This is a genomic window from Methylobacterium sp. CM6247, from assembly GCF_054817925.1.
In genome coordinates, this window is the sequence record NZ_JBTXKX010000003.1 from 1,134,188 (window position 1) to 1,149,961 (window position 15,774).

At 64.7% G+C, this 15,774-nt stretch carries 13 protein-coding genes; 7 read left to right on the forward strand and 6 right to left on the reverse strand.

From position 1 onward, the window contains the following. Nucleotides 1–8: 8 nt before the first annotated feature. Nucleotides 9–728, reverse strand: a complete 720-nt coding sequence (locus tag ACYQOP_RS06165; RefSeq protein WP_461221708.1) for a YggS family pyridoxal phosphate-dependent enzyme — start codon at nt 726–728, stop codon at nt 9–11. Between the two features lie 197 nt (nt 729–925). Between ACYQOP_RS06165 and leuS the strand changes: the two genes are divergently transcribed. From leuS to ACYQOP_RS06200, 7 genes are all read left to right on the forward strand, one after another. Continuing rightward, entirely contained in the window at nt 926–3,517 is a 2,592-nt protein-coding gene (gene leuS, locus ACYQOP_RS06170) for a leucine--tRNA ligase (RefSeq protein ID WP_461221709.1), read from the forward strand. A 214-nt stretch (nt 3,518–3,731) separates the two neighbouring features. Next, the gene (gene lptE, locus ACYQOP_RS06175) at nt 3,732–4,283 is read left to right on the forward strand and encodes an LPS assembly lipoprotein LptE (RefSeq protein WP_461221711.1); all 552 of its coding nucleotides are present in this window, start codon (nt 3,732–3,734) and stop codon (nt 4,281–4,283) included. Beyond that, nucleotides 4,280–5,311 carry a DNA polymerase III subunit delta gene (holA, locus tag ACYQOP_RS06180; protein ID WP_461225210.1) on the forward strand — a complete coding sequence of 344 codons (1,032 nt, stop codon included), beginning with the start codon at nt 4,280–4,282 and terminating at the stop codon, nt 5,309–5,311. Before lptE ends, holA begins: the two co-directional genes overlap by 4 nt. 154 nt (nt 5,312–5,465) lie before the next feature. Then, nucleotides 5,466–7,355 (forward strand): tRNA uridine-5-carboxymethylaminomethyl(34) synthesis enzyme MnmG, encoded by a 1,890-nt coding sequence (mnmG, locus tag ACYQOP_RS06185; protein ID WP_461221712.1) that lies wholly within the window; start codon nt 5,466–5,468, stop codon nt 7,353–7,355. Next, complete coding sequence (rsmG, locus tag ACYQOP_RS06190) at nt 7,345–7,986, forward strand: 16S rRNA (guanine(527)-N(7))-methyltransferase RsmG (protein WP_461225212.1); 642 nt, start codon at nt 7,345–7,347, stop codon at nt 7,984–7,986. The genes mnmG and rsmG overlap by 11 nt, the downstream gene beginning before the upstream one ends. After that, complete coding sequence (locus ACYQOP_RS06195) at nt 7,983–8,825, forward strand: ParA family protein (RefSeq protein WP_056423099.1); 843 nt, start codon at nt 7,983–7,985, stop codon at nt 8,823–8,825. Before rsmG ends, ACYQOP_RS06195 begins: the two co-directional genes overlap by 4 nt. 54 nt (nt 8,826–8,879) lie before the next feature. Then, nucleotides 8,880–9,773 carry a ParB/RepB/Spo0J family partition protein gene (locus ACYQOP_RS06200; protein ID WP_461225214.1) on the forward strand — a complete coding sequence of 298 codons (894 nt, stop codon included), beginning with the start codon at nt 8,880–8,882 and terminating at the stop codon, nt 9,771–9,773. Nucleotides 9,774–9,819: 46 nt separating this feature from the next. Here the strand turns inward: ACYQOP_RS06200 and mnmE are convergent, their stop codons facing one another. From mnmE to ACYQOP_RS06225, 5 genes are all read right to left on the reverse strand, one after another. Next, on the reverse strand, nt 9,820–11,127 hold the full coding sequence (gene mnmE / locus ACYQOP_RS06205; RefSeq protein ID WP_461221714.1) for a tRNA uridine-5-carboxymethylaminomethyl(34) synthesis GTPase MnmE: 1,308 nt from the start codon (nt 11,125–11,127) through the stop codon (nt 9,820–9,822). 217 nt (nt 11,128–11,344) lie between these two features. Beyond that, nucleotides 11,345–12,688 (reverse strand): transcription termination factor Rho, encoded by a 1,344-nt coding sequence (rho, locus tag ACYQOP_RS06210; RefSeq protein ID WP_056423088.1) that lies wholly within the window; start codon nt 12,686–12,688, stop codon nt 11,345–11,347. Nucleotides 12,689–12,955: 267 nt separating this feature from the next. Next, on the reverse strand, nt 12,956–13,648 hold the full coding sequence (locus ACYQOP_RS06215) for a Smr/MutS family protein (RefSeq protein WP_461221716.1): 693 nt from the start codon (nt 13,646–13,648) through the stop codon (nt 12,956–12,958). Next, nucleotides 13,645–14,829, reverse strand: a complete 1,185-nt coding sequence (gene mltA / locus ACYQOP_RS06220; RefSeq protein ID WP_461221717.1) for a murein transglycosylase A — start codon at nt 14,827–14,829, stop codon at nt 13,645–13,647. The genes ACYQOP_RS06215 and mltA overlap by 4 nt, the downstream gene beginning before the upstream one ends. Nucleotides 14,830–14,845: 16 nt before the next feature. After that, nucleotides 14,846–15,574 carry a Tim44/TimA family putative adaptor protein gene (locus ACYQOP_RS06225; RefSeq protein WP_207413072.1) on the reverse strand — a complete coding sequence of 243 codons (729 nt, stop codon included), beginning with the start codon at nt 15,572–15,574 and terminating at the stop codon, nt 14,846–14,848. Nucleotides 15,575–15,774: the final 200 nt, after the last annotated feature.

Consider the following 15,774-nt stretch of genomic DNA (forward strand, 5'->3'; position numbering starts at 1 on the left):
GAACCGCATCACGCTCCGGCAGGGCGCGGCCTTTCGCCGAAGATCGCTGTGCCGACGCGGATATGCGTGGCTCCCATCTGGATCGCCGCCGGGAAATCCGCGCTCATTCCCATGGAGAGGATGGGCAGGTTGTGACGCTCGGCGATGCGGGCCAGGAGGGCGAAATGCGCCGACGGCGGGTCCTCGGCGGGGGGAATGCACATAAGACCGTTGATCGCCAGGCCATGGGTCTCACGGCATTCGCTGAGAAGAACATCCACCTGCGACGGCGAGACGCCGGCCTTCTGCGGTTCGTCACCGGTATTGACCTGAACCAGCAACTTCGGCGTCCGGCCGGTACGGTCGATCTCCTTGGCCAGGGCCGCCGCCAGTGACAGCTTGTCGAGGGCATGGATCACGTCGAACAATTCCACCGCCTCGCGCGCCTTGTTCGATTGGAGCGGCCCAACGAGATGAAGCTCCACATCGGGAAAGCGCTCACGCAAAGCCGGCCATTTCGCCTTCGATTCCTGAACGTAATTCTCGCCGAAAACCCGATGACCTGCCTCTAGGGCGGGGATGATCCCATCCGCATCGATGAGCTTCGAGACGGCCACCAGCGAAATCTCGGCCGGATCCCGCTCGGAATCCTGGGCCGCCTGGACGATGGTCTCGCGCACGGCCTTCAAGCCAGCGACGACGTGGGCCGCGTGCGGATGAGCGTATCTCGGCGGGGTAGAGTCGGGCATGATGTCTCGTCGGCCTTGAGAGGAAGGGCAGGTCCTGCCTGACCTAACACCCGCAACGTGGTCCGCAAGCGCCGGGCTTTGGCGGTGACGGCTCTGTTGACCGGCAAACAGGCCGTGTTAGTCCGGCATCCAACCTCTCCGGCGCCGCGTGAGGCGCCTTGCCAGGCCATCCTGGCCCGTATCTCAGAGTTCCTCTCATGACCTCCTCCCCCATGCCCGTTCCAGAGCGCTACAACGCCAAGGATGCCGAGCCGCGCTGGCAGGAGGCCTGGGCCGCGCACGGCATCTACGCCACGCGCAACGACGACCCGAGACCTAAATACTACGTGCTGGAGATGTTCCCCTACCCGTCGGGGCGCATTCATATGGGCCACGTCCGCAACTACGCCATGGGTGACGTGGTGGCCCGCTATAAGCGCGCGAAGGGGTTCGCCGTGCTCCATCCGATGGGTTGGGATGCGTTCGGCTTGCCGGCCGAGAACGCCGCCATGGAGCGCAAGGTCAACCCGCGCGACTGGACCTATGCCAACATCGCCACCATGCGCGGCCAGCTACAGAGCATGGGCCTGTCCCTCGACTGGAGCCGAGAGATCGCCACCTGCGATCCCGACTACTACAAGCACCAGCAGCGTATGTTCCTCGACTTCCTCGACAAGGGACTCGTCACCCGCCGCACGGCCAAGGTGAACTGGGACCCCGTGGACCATACCGTGCTGGCCAACGAGCAGGTCATCGACGGGCGCGGCTGGCGCTCGGGCGCGCTGGTAGAGCAGCGCGAGCTGACCCAGTGGTTCTTCAAGATCACCGATTTCGCGCAGGATCTCTACGATGCACTCGACGGCCTGGAGCGTTGGCCGGAGAAGGTCCGGGTGATGCAGAAGAACTGGATCGGACGTTCCGAAGGGCTCGAGGTCCGCTTTGCGTTCGATGGCCGTGACGGCGAGATCAAGGTCTATACCACCCGGCCCGACACGCTGTTCGGCGCGAGGTTCCTGGCGATTGCGGCGGACCACCCCGTCGCGGCATCGGTTGCTGCAATGCGGCCTGAACTCCAGAGCTTCATCGAGGAATGCCGCCGAACCGGTACGGCTCAGGCCGCGATCGACACGGCGGAGAAGCTCGGCTTCGATACGGGGTTGCGGGTGCGCCACCCCCTCGACCCGTCCTGGCTGCTGCCCGTCTACGTGGCGAATTTCGTCCTGATGGATTACGGCACCGGCGCCGTGTTCGGCTGCCCGGCCCACGACCAGCGCGACCTCGACTTCTCCAACAAGTACGGCCTCGGCAATACGCCTGTCGTCTGTCCGGAGGGGCAGGACGCGGCGAGCTTCGTCGTCACCGACACCGCCTATGACGGCGATGGACGGATGATCAATTCGCGTTTCCTCGACGACATGACGACGGACGAGGCCTTCCATGCCGTAGCCAACCGCCTGGAGGGCGAGATCCTGGACGGCGAGCCGGTGGCGGCGCGCAAGGTTCAGTTCCGCTTGCGGGATTGGGGCGTCTCGCGCCAGCGCTATTGGGGCTGCCCAATCCCCATCATCCATTGCGATTCCTGCGGTCCGGTGCCGGTGCCGGTCTCCGACCTGCCGGTGAAGTTGCCCGACGAGGTCTCGTTCGACACACCCGGCAATCCGCTGGAACGCGACCATGCCTGGCGTAACGTGCCCTGCCCGCGCTGCGGCGCTGCCGCCCGGCGCGAGACCGACACGATGGACACCTTCGTGGATTCGTCCTGGTACTACGCCCGCTTCACCGCTCCCTGGCTGAAGGATGCGCCGACCGACCGTTCGGCGGTCGATCACTGGCTGGCGGTGGATCAGTATATCGGCGGCATCGAGCACGCGATCCTACATCTGCTCTACGCCCGCTTCTTCACACGGGCGATGCAGGCGACGGGCTGGTCCGGGGTCTCGGAGCCATTCGCCGGCCTGTTCACGCAGGGCATGGTCGTCCACGAGACCTACAAGGACGCAGCGGGCGCATGGGTTCAGCCTGCGGATATCCGCATCACCGCCGAGGGCGGCGGGCGCCAGGCGTTTCACGTGAAAACAGATGCGCCGATCGCTATCGGCTCCATCGAGAAGATGTCGAAGTCTAAGAAGAACGTGGTGGACCCGGACGACATCATCGCGAGCTACGGGGCCGATACCGCTCGCTGGTTCATGCTGTCCGATTCTCCGCCCGAGCGTGACGTGATCTGGACGGAGGATGGAGTGCAGGGCGCGGCCCGCTTCGTTCAGCGAGTCTGGCGCTTGGTCTCCCTCGCGGTGGGCGTGCCGGCAGCGGGCGGAGCGTCGGACGCTGCGCTTCGCAAGGCCGCCCATAAGGCTCTTGCTGCGGTGGAAGAGGATGTGGAGCGCCTCCGCTTCAACCGTTGCGTCGCCCATATCTACACGCTGTCGAACGCTCTCGATGAGGCGATCCGTACGGCTACCGTCTCGCGCGATGCGGCGACGGAAGCCGCGGGCATCCTCACGCAGCTCGTTGCGCCGATGATGCCGCATCTGGCCGAGGAATGCTGGTCGGCCCTCGGACGGCAGGGACTGGTCGCTCAAGCCGCGTGGCCGGTGATCGATCGTGCCCTGCTTGTGGAGGACGAGATCACCCTCCCCGTTCAGCTCAACGGGAAGAAGCGGGCGGATGTCACCGTGCCGCGCACGGCCGACACCGCCGCGGTGGAAGCGCTCGTTCTGGCCGACGAGGCCGTGCAGAAGGCGCTCGAAGGCCGTGTCCCCCGCAAAGTGATCGTCGTGCCGGGTCGGATCGTGAATCTCGTGGTGTGAGCGAGGCGCGGCTTCGCAAATCAGATCTCGCCAAGGCCCGGGCAGGGCGAGACTTTGCATAACGGCAGGACGAAGGACGCCCCTCCAGGGCGATGTCGTTTCGGGCACCACCATCGTCCTGCCGCAGAGGAATCGTAAAGCTTGCCGCTTATACAGGTGACGCGACAGGCGGGATCGCCGTAAAGAGCGAGACCGGACGGAGAGCATTGCTGCGATGATGATCCATGGGCTGAGACAGGCGGTACGGTCCCGCGCGGCGAAAGTCGCGTTGGTCTCCCTTATGGCCGTCAATCTCTCGGCCTGCTTTCGCCCGCTCTATGGACCGACCGCGTCGGGCGAGCCCATGGCCGCGCTTCTTGCCTCGATCCAAGTCGACGACGTCTCCACCGCTGCCGGGCAGGAGCGGCTCGGCCATTATCTGCGCAGCGAACTCATCTTCGATCTCGATGGTTCGGGCCAGCCTTCTCCCAAGCGCTACCGCCTGAAGATGCAGGGCAGCGAATCCGTGAAAACCCCCATCGTGTCGTCACAGACTGGACGCGCCGAGGCCGGCACCCTGGTTGGCACCATCCGCTTCTCGCTCGAATCCCTGGACGGTTCGAAGATCATCACGGAGGGTGTGGCCGTCGCCACCACCACCTATGACCGCTCGATCCAGCGCTTCGCCTCGCTGCGTGCGGCCCGCGACGCTGAGATCCGGCTGGCAAAGACCTTGGCCGACCAGATCAAGACGCGGGTCGCATCCGTGCTGGTGACCAAGCCCTGACCGCCGTAAAGGCTGGCGATATCGAGGCGCTGCTGCGACGCGGACCCGCGTCGCAGATCGCGGTGATTCTCGTCTACGGACCGGATACCGGCCTGGTCTTCGAGCGCGCCAAGCGTCTGGCCGAGAGCTTCGTCACCGATCCCTCCGATCCTTTTGCGCTGGTCAAGATCGACGGCGATACCCTCGCCTCGGATGCAGGTCGCCTCGTGGACGAGGCCGGCACCGTCGGCCTGTTCGGCGGTCAGCGTAGCATCTGGGTACGGGCGGGAAGCCGCAATTACGCCCCGGCCGTGGACGCGGCATTGAAGGCAGAGATCGCCGGCGCTCGCATCGTCGTAGAGGCGGGAGACCTCGCAAAGAGCGCACCATTGCGGACACTCTGCGAGAGATCCACACGGGCGCTCGCCCTGCCCTGCTACGCCGATGACGAGCGGGCCCTGGCGGAGCTTATCGACCGCACGCTTCAGGAGAATGGCCAGCGGATCGCCCGCGAGGAGCGCGACATCCTGGCGATGAGCCTGGGCGGTGATCGTCGAGCGAGCCTGTCGGAGATCGAAAAACTCGCCCTCTATGCCCGAGGGCAGACCGAAATCACCCTCGACGATGTTGAGGCCGTGATCAGCGACGTCGCTGGCAGCGTCCTCAATACGCTGATCGATGCCGCCTTCGTCGGACGGAGCGAAGAGGTCGAACGGGATTACCGCCGCTTCCGCCACGAAGGTATGGATCCGTCGATGATGCTCGGCTCTGCGCTGCGCCACGCTCTTACTCTGCTGTCGACACGGATTGCAGGTGAAGGACAGAGTCCGAGCATGATGGTTGGCAATTGGCGTGGGCTGCATTTCCGTCGTAAGGCGCTTGTCGAAGCCCAGCTTGGGCGCTGGTCTCCCGTTGCCCTCCGCCACGCCGTGCAGTTGCTTCAGGAGGCCGTGCTCGCCTGTCGACGCTCCCCCCCTGACCTCGCCCATGCCCATGCTTCCGCGACGCTCCTGCGCATCGCCACGGAGGCGGCGCGCCGGCGTGGCTGACGCGATCTGTCGTCCGTCTCCGATCGTCCTTCCCGCGATGCCTCCATGGCAGGACGGGCTTCGACTTCGAATGTGAATCGGCCGGATTCGGCAGAGGATGGGATACGCTCGCACTCCTCGTTGACGACTCGCTCCGGTCGCGCCTAATCACCCTATGTCTCAGACAAGTCTTTCCTTCGACGTGGTCGTGGTCGGAGGCGGCCATGCTGGCGTGGAAGCCGCTGCTGCTGCAGCCCGCATCGGCGCCCGTACCGCCCTCGTCACGCATTCAGCTGCCACGATCGGCGCGATGTCCTGCAACCCGGCCATCGGCGGTCTCGGCAAGGGTCATCTCGTTCGCGAGGTCGATGCCCTCGACGGACTGATGGGCCGTGCCGCCGACGCAGCCGGCATTCAGTTCCGCCTGCTCAACCGACGCAAGGGGCCGGCAGTGCGCGGACCGCGCACCCAGGCCGACCGCAAACTCTATGCGCGGGCCATCCAAGAAGCCGTCGCCAGCATCGCGAACCTTCATGTCATCGAGGGTGAAGTCGGGGACATTCACATTGCAGCCGCACAGGTCGCCGGGGTGATTCTGTCGGATGGGAGAACGGTTGCCTGCTCCGCTGTCGTGCTGACCACCGGCACGTTTCTTCGAGGCCTCATCCATATGGGAGAAGTGCAGATTCCCGCCGGGCGCGTCGGGGAGGGGCCATCCATCGGCCTCGCCCAGACGCTGGACCGGCTGGGTTTTGCGCTCGGACGTCTCAAGACCGGCACCCCTGCCCGTCTCGATGGCCGCACCATTGATTGGTCGGGCCTCGACATGCAGTCGGCCGATGACGATCCGGTGCCGTTCTCGACCCTCACGGAACGGATCACCACACCGCAGATCCAATGCGGCATCACGCGTACGACCCAGGCGGTGCACGATCTCATCCGTGCGAATCTTCACCGCTCGCCGATGTATTCGGGGGGGATCAGCAGCCGGGGGCCGCGTTACTGTCCGTCCATCGAAGACAAGGTGGTGCGCTTCGGAGACCGCGAAGGTCACCAGATCTTCCTGGAACCCGAGGGGCTGGACGACCCGACCGTCTACCCCAACGGTATTTCCACCGCGCTGCCGGAGAGCGTTCAGCGCGATGTCATCGCACTGATCCCGGGTCTCGAACGTGCGGCCATCGTGCGACCCGGCTATGCCATCGAGTATGACTACGTCGATCCCCGCGAGCTCGACACGACCCTCCAGGCCAAGCGACTGCCCGGCCTGTTCCTGGCTGGGCAGATCAACGGCACGACCGGCTACGAGGAGGCCGCGGGGCAGGGGCTGGTGGCTGGGATCAATGCCGCCCGGCTCGCCGGGGGATCGACCCTGTCGCGCTTCGACCGGGCCGAATCGTATCTTGGGGTGATGATCGACGATCTCGTGACCCACGGCGTCAGCGAACCTTATCGCATGTTCACTTCGCGCTCGGAATATCGGCTGTCCCTCCGCGTTGACAATGCCGATGAGCGCCTGACCCCGCGCGGGGCCACTCTCGGCTGTGTCGGCTCCGAGAGGGCCGAGCATTTCGCTCGGTCACAAGGTGAACTGGAGGCAGCACGGGGGCAACTCGATAGGCTCAGCCTGACACCGGCCGCCGCGGCTCGGCATGAGATCGCGCTTAATCAGGACGGTATTCGCCGAAGTGCCTTTCAATTGCTTTCCTATCCAGAGATCGGCTGGGACCGTCTGACCGAGGTGTGGCCCGAGCTTCGGAGCGTGTCTCCTCGTATCGCGGATCGCCTCCAAACGGATGCGACCTATGCCGTCTATCTTGATCGCCAGAATGCCGACATCGCGGCTTTCCGACGAGACGAGGCCCTGTCGCTTCCAACGAAGCTCGACTATGGCGCCATTCCCGGCTTGTCCAATGAGATGCAGGCCAAACTCGAAACGGTGAGGCCCGGAACGCTTGGTCAGGCTGCACGGATCGAGGGCGTGACTCCTGCTGCGCTGACGTTGCTGGCAGCCCATGCTCGCCGCGCCGACCGCTCCAATCCGGCGGCTGTCCATGGCCGCTAGGCATGACGACCGAACTCGCGTTCTCGCCCAGGCAAATGTTTCACGTGAAACAGCCGAAGCTTTGGACATCTATGTCGAGCAGCTAAGGAGGTGGCAAAGCGTCAAGAACCTCGTCGGTCCCGCCACACTCACGGAGGTTTGGACCCGTCACATCGCCGACGCGCTCCAACTGCTCGATCTCGCTCCCGACGCCAGCAAGTGGCTCGATCTCGGTTCGGGGGCAGGAATTCCTGGCCTCATCTTGGCTATCGCAGGACGTGAGCGGCCGGGTTTTCAGGTGGACCTGATCGAGAGCAATGCGCGCAAATGCGCTTTTCTCACGGAGGCGGCCCGATTGACGAAAGCTCCGGCGCGGGTTCGCAACGTCCGCATCGAGGACGCTATCGCCGAACACGTTGGAGTTCACGCCCTCTGTGCCCGTGCTTTGGCTCCCCTCCCCCAATTGCTCGAATGGGCGGAACCGCTGTTGACAACAGGCACCATCGGGCTTTTTCCGAAGGGCCGTGATGCGCAGGTGGAATTGACCAATGCAGCGCAACGGTGGAGATTCGTTTACGATCTGGTGACGAGCCGTACTGAGTCGGACGCGCGGATCGTCCGCGTCACCGCCCTCTCCCGCGTGGATTCATGACCATCGAACCCTCCTCCGCCTCCAGGGCGACGCCCGAGCGGCCGTTGCGCATCCTTGCTTTGGCCAACCAGAAGGGCGGTGTCGGCAAGACGACGACAGCCATCAATCTCGGTACCGCGCTCGCTGCTATCGGTGAACGCGTCTTGGTGATCGACCTCGATCCGCAGGGAAACGCTTCCACCGGGCTCGGCATCGACCGCCGCTCGCGCAAGCTGTCGACCTACCACGTGCTTGCCGGCGATGCGTCCCTGGCCCAAGCGGTAGTGCCCACGGCCGTACCGCGGCTGCTTCTCGCCCCCTCGACGATGGATCTTCTTGGCCTCGAATTGGAGATGGCGAGCTCGTCCGACAGGGCTCACCGCCTGCGCAACGCCATGATCGATCTCGGTAAGGCCGGTGCCACCGAGGGCGTGACCTATGTCCTGATCGATTGTCCTCCTTCCTTGAACCTGCTGACGATCAATGCACTGGCAGCCGCCGATGCCGTACTCGTGCCCATGCAATGTGAGTTCTTCGCCCTGGAAGGGTTGAGCCAACTCCTGCGCACTGTCGATCAGGTCCGCAGCGCGCTCAATCCGCGTCTCACCATTCAGGGTGTGGTGCTGACTATGGTGGATCCGCGCAACAACCTCTCGAATCAGGTTGCGGCCGATGTCCGTAGCTTCCTTGGCGACAAGGTCTACGAGACCACGATTCCACGCAACGTTCGCGTTTCGGAGGCCCCGTCGCATGGCAAGCCGGTGTTGCTCTACGACCTGAAATGCGCCGGCTCGCAGGCCTATCTACGCCTGGCCTCGGAAGTGATCCAACGCGAGGGGCGGCTTCCAGTCGCGGCGTAGGTCGCTCGTTCTTTTTCGTGAATGCGTAGCGTATCGGAGTTGAAGCAGGTGGCGATGGCGGATGATGTGGCGCGGCCTCGACTCGGGCGTGGGCTTGCGGCCCTGATCGGAGATTTCGGCGACGATAGCGGCGATGCGGGGAAGCCGCAGGCACAGCGCAAGGTCGCCGTCGAATTTCTGCGCCCAAATCCGCGAAACCCGCGTCGGCGCTTCCACGAAGCCGAACTCGACGAGCTAGCTGCTTCGATCAAAATCCGCGGCATCATTCAGCCTATCGTGGTCCGCGCTCTGGCAGGCGTTCCGGATACCTACGAGATCGTCGCCGGCGAGCGTCGTTGGCGCGCCGCTCAGCGTGCCGGGCTGCACGAGGCCCCCGTCGTTATCGTCGAGATCGACGATCGGACCTCCCTCGAATACGCCATTCTCGAGAACGTCCAGCGCAGTGATCTCAACGCCATCGAAGAGGCGGCTGGTTATGAGCGGCTCATGAGCGAGTTTCGCTATAGCCAAACGGAGCTCGCCGAAATCATCGGAAAGAGCCGCAGCCATCTCGCCAACACGTTGCGTCTTCTGCAATTGTCCAGCGCGATCCAGGACCGAGTCGTCGCTGGGGAAATCACAGCCGGTCACGCCCGCGCTCTTCTCGCGGTGCGGGAGCCCGAAGCCGTCGCGCGACGGATCGTGGCTGAAGGGCTGTCCGTCCGTGAGGTCGAGGCCCTGGCCTCAGCTGAAGTGCCGGAAGGCGATGCCCCCCGCCCGGGACGTCCGCGCAAGCCGGAACGCGATGGACAGGTCCGTAGCCTGGAGCAAGCCATGGCGCGCGCGCTTGGCGTCACGGTATCGCTAAAGTCGAAGACTCAAGGCAGCGGGGAAATTCGCATCCGCTACGAAACGCCGGAAGAGCTCGACGCCCTGTGTCGCCGTTTCGAGATCTCGAACGGGGCCTAGCTTCCCGCAGCGAACGGCCAGGGACCACCAGCCTTGGCGCCACCCGTCACTTACCGATACAGAACCCGGAGAAGAGGCGATCGAGCATATCCTCGACGCCGACCCGGCCGGCGACCTCGCCCAAGGCGCGAACGGCAAGCCTCAGATCCTCAGCGAGCAGCTCCGGAAGGGCAGGGCCCGACACGATCCTGGAGAGGTGATGGCTGCAGCGGGTCAACCCATCGCGGTGCCGCTCGCGAGTAATGAGAGCATCGCCGCCGCCAAGGGCTTGCTCCGCCCTCGCTTCAATGAAGCGTAGCAGGTTGTCGATACCCGCACCGGTCAACGCGGATACGGCGAGTACCCCATTCATGGCAACGCCCAAATCCGACTTCGTTTGAACCCAGATCGTGCGATCTGGCAGGACGTTCGCTGGGTCGTGTGGTTCGTCATTTGGCTGGAGCGCAAGGACGAGATCGGCTTGGTCCATCCGGTTGCGGGTGCGCCGGATGCCTTCGGCCTCGACTGGATCGGTCGTATCCCGCAAGCCGGCCGTATCCACGATGATGATCGGCAGCCCGCCGAGATCGCAACGAATCTCGATAAGGTCGCGGGTCGTGCCTGGAATGGCAGAAACGATCGCGGCATCGCGCTGGCTCAGAGCATTGAGCAGCCTGGACTTGCCGGCATTGGGCGGCCCTGAGAGAACCACGACGTACCCCTCCCGCAGACGCTCTCCCCGCCGGCTATCGGCGAGAGCGTGATCGATGTCGTCACGGATGGCGCGAGCCTTGGCATGAAGCGCCGCATCGAGCGCGGAATCATCCACATCGCCCTCATCGGCGAAATCGAGGGCGGCCTCGGCTCCGGCCAGGAGATCGATGAGACGATCACGCCAATCGGCCACCTTACGACCCAGGACTCCGTCGAGTTGACGCAGAGCTTGGCGTCGTTGCGCTTCTGTCTCCGCATCAATGAGATCTGCCGCACCCTCGGCGGCGGTCAGGTCCATCCGACCGTTCTCAACGGCACGCCGGCTGAACGCACCAGGTTCGGCGATTTGGCATCCGGGATGAGCAGCGAGCGCGGCCATGACGGCGGAGCGCACCGCGAGTCCACCATGGAGGTGGAGTTCGGCCATATCTTCGCCGGTGAACGTCTCAGGTCCTGGCATCCACGCCACGAGGGCGGAATCGAGTGGTTCGCCGGTCGTGGGTTCGCGGAGAGTCCGAAGAGATAAGCGCCGAGGGGGTGGCAGTCGCTTCGCGACGCTCGTGACCAGGTCGGCTGTGGCAGGTCCGCTGATTCGAATGACGGCGACGGCCGCACGTCCGAAACCGCTGGCGGGCGCGAAAATGGTAGTGCCGTCGTTCATAGCTCAACCACGACGCCGCGTAGGTTCCTATGTCGGTCCGCTCTATAGCCGACGAAAAGAATGGTTTCTTTTGGAAACCATTCTCATTGAGCGCACGCTTGAGACTCGCGCTAGCGGATCTTGCGCGAAGGAGGGACCCGAACGAGAACCTTCAACGCGCAAGAGGGAAAACCTCGATACCCCGCAGGCACAGAAGGGAAGAGAGACTTAGCTTCCCTCAGGTATTCATCGAGTCGAAGAAGTCGTTGTTGCTCTTGGTCTGGCGCAGCTTGTCCATGAGGAACTCGATGGCGTCCGTGACGCCCATCGGGTTGAGGATGCGGCGCAGCACGTAGGTCTTCTTGAGCGAATCCGGCGGCACCAGAAGCTCTTCCTTGCGGGTGCCTGAGCGGGTGATGTCGATCGCGGGGAAGATGCGCTTGTCGGAGACCTTGCGGTCGAGAATGATCTCGGAGTTGCCGGTGCCCTTGAACTCTTCGAAGATCACCTCGTCCATGCGCGAACCGGTATCGATGAGCGCGGTGGCGATGATCGAAAGCGAGCCGCCTTCCTCAATGTTACGCGCCGCACCGAAGAAGCGCTTGGGGCGCTGGAGCGCGTTAGCATCCACACCGCCGGTGAGCACCTTGCCGGAGGACGGCACCACAGTGTTGTAGGCGCGGCCGAGTCGGGTGATCGAATCGAGCAGGATGACCACGTCACGGCCATGCTCCACGAGGCGCTTGGCCTTCTCGATCACCATCTCGGCGACCTGAACGTGGCGGGTGGCCGGCTCGTCGAAGGTGGAGGCGATGACCTCGCCCTTCACCGAGCGGATCATGTCGGTGACTTCCTCGGGACGCTCGTCGATGAGCAGCACGATGAGGTAGCATTCCGGGTGGTTGATGGTGATCGACTGCGCGATGTTCTGCATCAGCACGGTCTTGCCGGTACGCGGCGGCGCCACGATGAGAGCGCGTTGGCCCTTACCGATGGGCGCGACGATGTCGATGATACGCGGCGAGAAGTCCTTCTTCGGCGGAGCGTCGAGTTCGAGCTTAAAGCGCTGCGTCGGGAAGAGCGGCGTCAGGTTGTCGAAATGGACCTTGTGCTTGATCTTCTCCGGGTTCTCGAAGTTGATCGTGTTCACCTTGAGCAGAGCGAAGTAGCGCTCGCCATCCTTCGGGCCACGGATCGGCCCCTCCACGGTATCGCCGGTCCGCAGGCCGAAACGGCGGATCTGGGTGGGCGAGATGTAGATGTCGTCGGGGCCGGGCAGATAGTTCGATTCGGACGAACGCAGGAAACCGAACCCGTCCTGAAGCACTTCCACCGTGCCGGCGCCGATGATCTCGACTTCCTTGGCAGCGAGCTGCTTCAGGATGGAGAACATGAGCTCCTGTTTGCGCATCGTGGAGGCGTTCTCGACCTCGACCTCCTCCGCGAAAGCGATCAGGTCCGTCGGGGTCTTGGACTTCAGATCCTGAAGTTTGACCTCGCGATGCGGGCTCAGATCGGCAGCGACCAATCCGACCTCTGCCGGCGGATCAACGGGAAGGAGGGAATCGTTCTGTGACGTCATGGGAGAATGAGAACCGACGATGGACGAGGGTTGATCGGGCTGAACAGTCGGAGGAGCGCCGGATGCCTTGTCGGCACCTGTGGTCGGAACAGCGGTAAAGACCGGTTCCGCGCATCGTCTATGGGGAGCCTATGGCTCTCGGATGCAACACGGCGTAAAAGGAGGGACCTTCCCATATCGCGTTTCCGCATCCTGCTCAAGCCCCTCATAGGCGATCGGAATGCGGGATCGTGCTCTTCTCGTCGGGAGACGCCTCGATTCACGACGTCAGCGTCGCCTCAGCCGGACGTAAAGGGCTCCGGCGCCACCGTGGTGGCGCGCCGCCTCCTCGAAGCCGATGACGACGCTGCGCAGTTCCGGCGCACGCAGCCAGTGCGGCACCGAGCGGCGCAGGACCCCTCGCTCCGAGAAAGCATTGTCATAGCCTGCCCCGCCCCCCTTGCCGGTGACGACGAGGACATGGGCATGACCCGCCGAACGGCAGCGCATCAGAAAGCCGATCAGGGCATCATGAGCTTCGGCCTGATACAATCCGTGAAGGTCGATCCGTGCCTCAACCTTGAGCGATCCACGCCGTAGGGCGAGGCGAGCCTTGCGTTCCAGGCCCGGCAGGGCAGGTGGGGTGACGATGGCCGCCGAGGCCGCCACGAGAGCGGGGGCGGGGACAGGTTTCACGATGCGTTTCGGGGGCGCTTTCACGCCACCGGGCAAGCTGGCCCTTTCGGCAACAGGCTTGGCAACAGGCTTGGCAACAGGCTTGGCAACAGGCTTGGCAACAGGCTTGGCGACGAGCGCTGGTACTTCCGGTTTCCGCTTCGGAGGAAGGGGATCCCCAGTTGGCAGTGTTTTGGCCTTCGGAGAAGGAGCACGTCCGCGCAGCGGCGTGATCAGCCGTGCGATTTCGCCCCAGAGGAAGGCGTCCTCCCCCGACAGGCCGCGGGGTCTGCGCGGCATCCTCATGGGACCGCACGCGGCTTCGGCAGCAGGACGACGAAGCCGACCGCATCGCGCAGATTGCCGGCGGCGATCCCCGCCGCCTCCCCCGTGCCGAGATAAAGGTCCCCACGCGCCGGGCCGACGATGGCCGAACCGGTATCGGCCGCGACGACGAGGCGCCCCGGGGCGTCCTCCCCGGCGATCCGTCCCTCGAGCCAGAACGGCGTTCCGTAACGCCACAAAGTGGAGTCGACCGCCAGGCTCCGGCCCGGGGTGAGGGGGACGCCGGCCGCGCCCGGAGGGCCGAGGCGGGGATCCTCCACTTCGGCGAGCCGGAAGAAGATGTAGGAGGCGTTGGCTCGCATCAGTGGCTTGGCGAGGGCCGGATTGTCGCGAAGCCAGCCGGTCCAGCGGGCGAGCGTCAGGCCCTCGAGGGGGAGATGCCCCGCCTGGACGATGAGCTTGGCCACCGACGTATAGGGACGACCGTTGCGGCCGTCATAGAGCACCCTCACCGCCCGTCCATCGGGAAGGCGTACGCGACCCGATCCCTGGACCTGGAGCACGAAGAGATCGACCGGATCGCGCAGGTAGACGAGCGGCCGTGCCCGCTCCCCGATTGCTCCATCCTCTATGGATGCACGGTCGGGGTAAGGCTCGAAGCCGCCCGGCGTCGCCCGTGCCGCCCGCAATGTCGGATCGAGGCCGGGTTTCGTCTCACCGGGGGCGAGACTCACGAGATCGTCCGGCCGGGCAAGGGCCGGGGTGGTGAAGCCGGGGCCGGCCGCGAGGGAACCGGTGAGTTCCGGTTCGAAATAGCCGGTGAGAAAGCCCGCCCGGCGCGAAGGACCACGCGCCTCGCCCGCTCTTACGATACGGTAGGCATCGAAATTCCGCGTGAAGAAGGCCCTGGCCTCTTCCGGCTTGACCGAGGCCGCAAGGGTGCAGGCGGCGGCAAGATCCTCCGCCGAGCCGGCGACAGTCGCGGCGATCTCCACCGGTGGAGCGGCGCAGGTCCGGCGGAACACCTCGAGGGAAGCGGCCGGATCGGAGCCGGGAAAGCCCGGCAAGGCGGTCGGGTCCACGGGCTCGAGAATCGCCTCTCCGACGCGAAGCGGCCCGGTCGCGAGAGCGACCGGGCCGGGAAGACAGCCAGCAACGAGAGCTAGGGCGGCGAAGGATGCCCGATTGATAAACCCGGTCACGACAAACTCTGGATCCTCAGGCGCCGGCTTCCGTGGCCACGAGCTGCCAGTTCGGATCGCGGCTGCCCAGCGTGCGGGCGAAGGTCCAGACATCCGGCACCTCGGCCACGGCCTCGGCATTGCCGTCGATCACCTGACCATCGGCGCTGCGGGTCGCGGTGATGAGATGCGAGAGGAAGTGTACGGTCACCTGTGCCACCTTGTTGCGGACATCCACGGCAACGATCTCCGCCTTGTCGAGAGAGACGAAAGTGGTCTCCACTGTCTCACGGCGCGACTCGCGGGCTGTGATCTCCCGCTCGAACCCCTCGCAGACTTCGCGCGAGAGAAGGCTGCGCAGGGTCTTGCGGTCGCCCTTGGCGAAGGCGATCACGATGGCCTCATACGCACCCTTGGCACCTTCGACGAAGGCGCGGGGATCGAAGTTCGGTTCTGCCTGAACGATCGCTTCGAGACCATGGGCGACAGCCGAGCCCGGCTCGGCGATGCCGCGCCAGTCGCGGGCGACGGCAGCGGCGGCCGGTGCCGAATCAGGCTGCGGCTGAACCCGGTCCGCCCCTGGCAGACGCACCACGTTATCGCCTTCCGACCGGGTCGGCTGCGACGGATTGTGGTTCCGGTCCACCGGTTTGAACGGCGAGCGCTCCGCTCCGGTCTTCTGTCCCAGCACAGACCGGAGCCGCCAAATGACGAACACCGCGAGTCCCAGGAAGATCAGGGTCGTCAAATCGAAAGAATCCTGCATCACCGATCCGATCGTGGCCGTCGCACGACATGCTTGTTCGAGGGGGCTCCCAAGAATCCCGCCGCTACGCCCTTTATTGGAGCGTTGCGCAAGGATCGAGCCGGAGAATTCAAAGGATCCCGCCCGCGAGAGGAGGGCGCGACCCACGAGGTCATCCTGCATATGGGGCTGCCCGCGTGCCGTATCCAGGCAGGGAGGAG

Excerpts from the sequence above, each read along its gene's own strand:
- ACYQOP_RS06165 (WP_461221708.1), bottom strand. The coding sequence starts at position 728 with ATGCCCGACTCTACCCCGCCGAGATACGCTCATCCGCACGCGGCCCAC.
- leuS (WP_461221709.1), top strand. The coding sequence starts at position 926 with ATGACCTCCTCCCCCATGCCCGTTCCAGAGCGCTACAACGCCAAGGAT.
- lptE (WP_461221711.1), top strand. The coding sequence starts at position 3,732 with ATGATGATCCATGGGCTGAGACAGGCGGTACGGTCCCGCGCGGCGAAA.
- mnmG (WP_461221712.1), top strand. The coding sequence starts at position 5,466 with ATGTCTCAGACAAGTCTTTCCTTCGACGTGGTCGTGGTCGGAGGCGGC.
- rsmG (WP_461225212.1), top strand. The coding sequence starts at position 7,345 with ATGGCCGCTAGGCATGACGACCGAACTCGCGTTCTCGCCCAGGCAAAT.
- ACYQOP_RS06195 (WP_056423099.1), top strand. The coding sequence starts at position 7,983 with ATGACCATCGAACCCTCCTCCGCCTCCAGGGCGACGCCCGAGCGGCCG.
- ACYQOP_RS06200 (WP_461225214.1), top strand. The coding sequence starts at position 8,880 with ATGGCGGATGATGTGGCGCGGCCTCGACTCGGGCGTGGGCTTGCGGCC.
- mnmE (WP_461221714.1), bottom strand. The coding sequence starts at position 11,127 with ATGAACGACGGCACTACCATTTTCGCGCCCGCCAGCGGTTTCGGACGT.
- rho (WP_056423088.1), bottom strand. The coding sequence starts at position 12,688 with ATGACGTCACAGAACGATTCCCTCCTTCCCGTTGATCCGCCGGCAGAG.
- ACYQOP_RS06215 (WP_461221716.1), bottom strand. The coding sequence starts at position 13,648 with ATGAGGATGCCGCGCAGACCCCGCGGCCTGTCGGGGGAGGACGCCTTC.
- ACYQOP_RS06225 (WP_207413072.1), bottom strand. The coding sequence starts at position 15,574 with ATGCAGGATTCTTTCGATTTGACGACCCTGATCTTCCTGGGACTCGCG.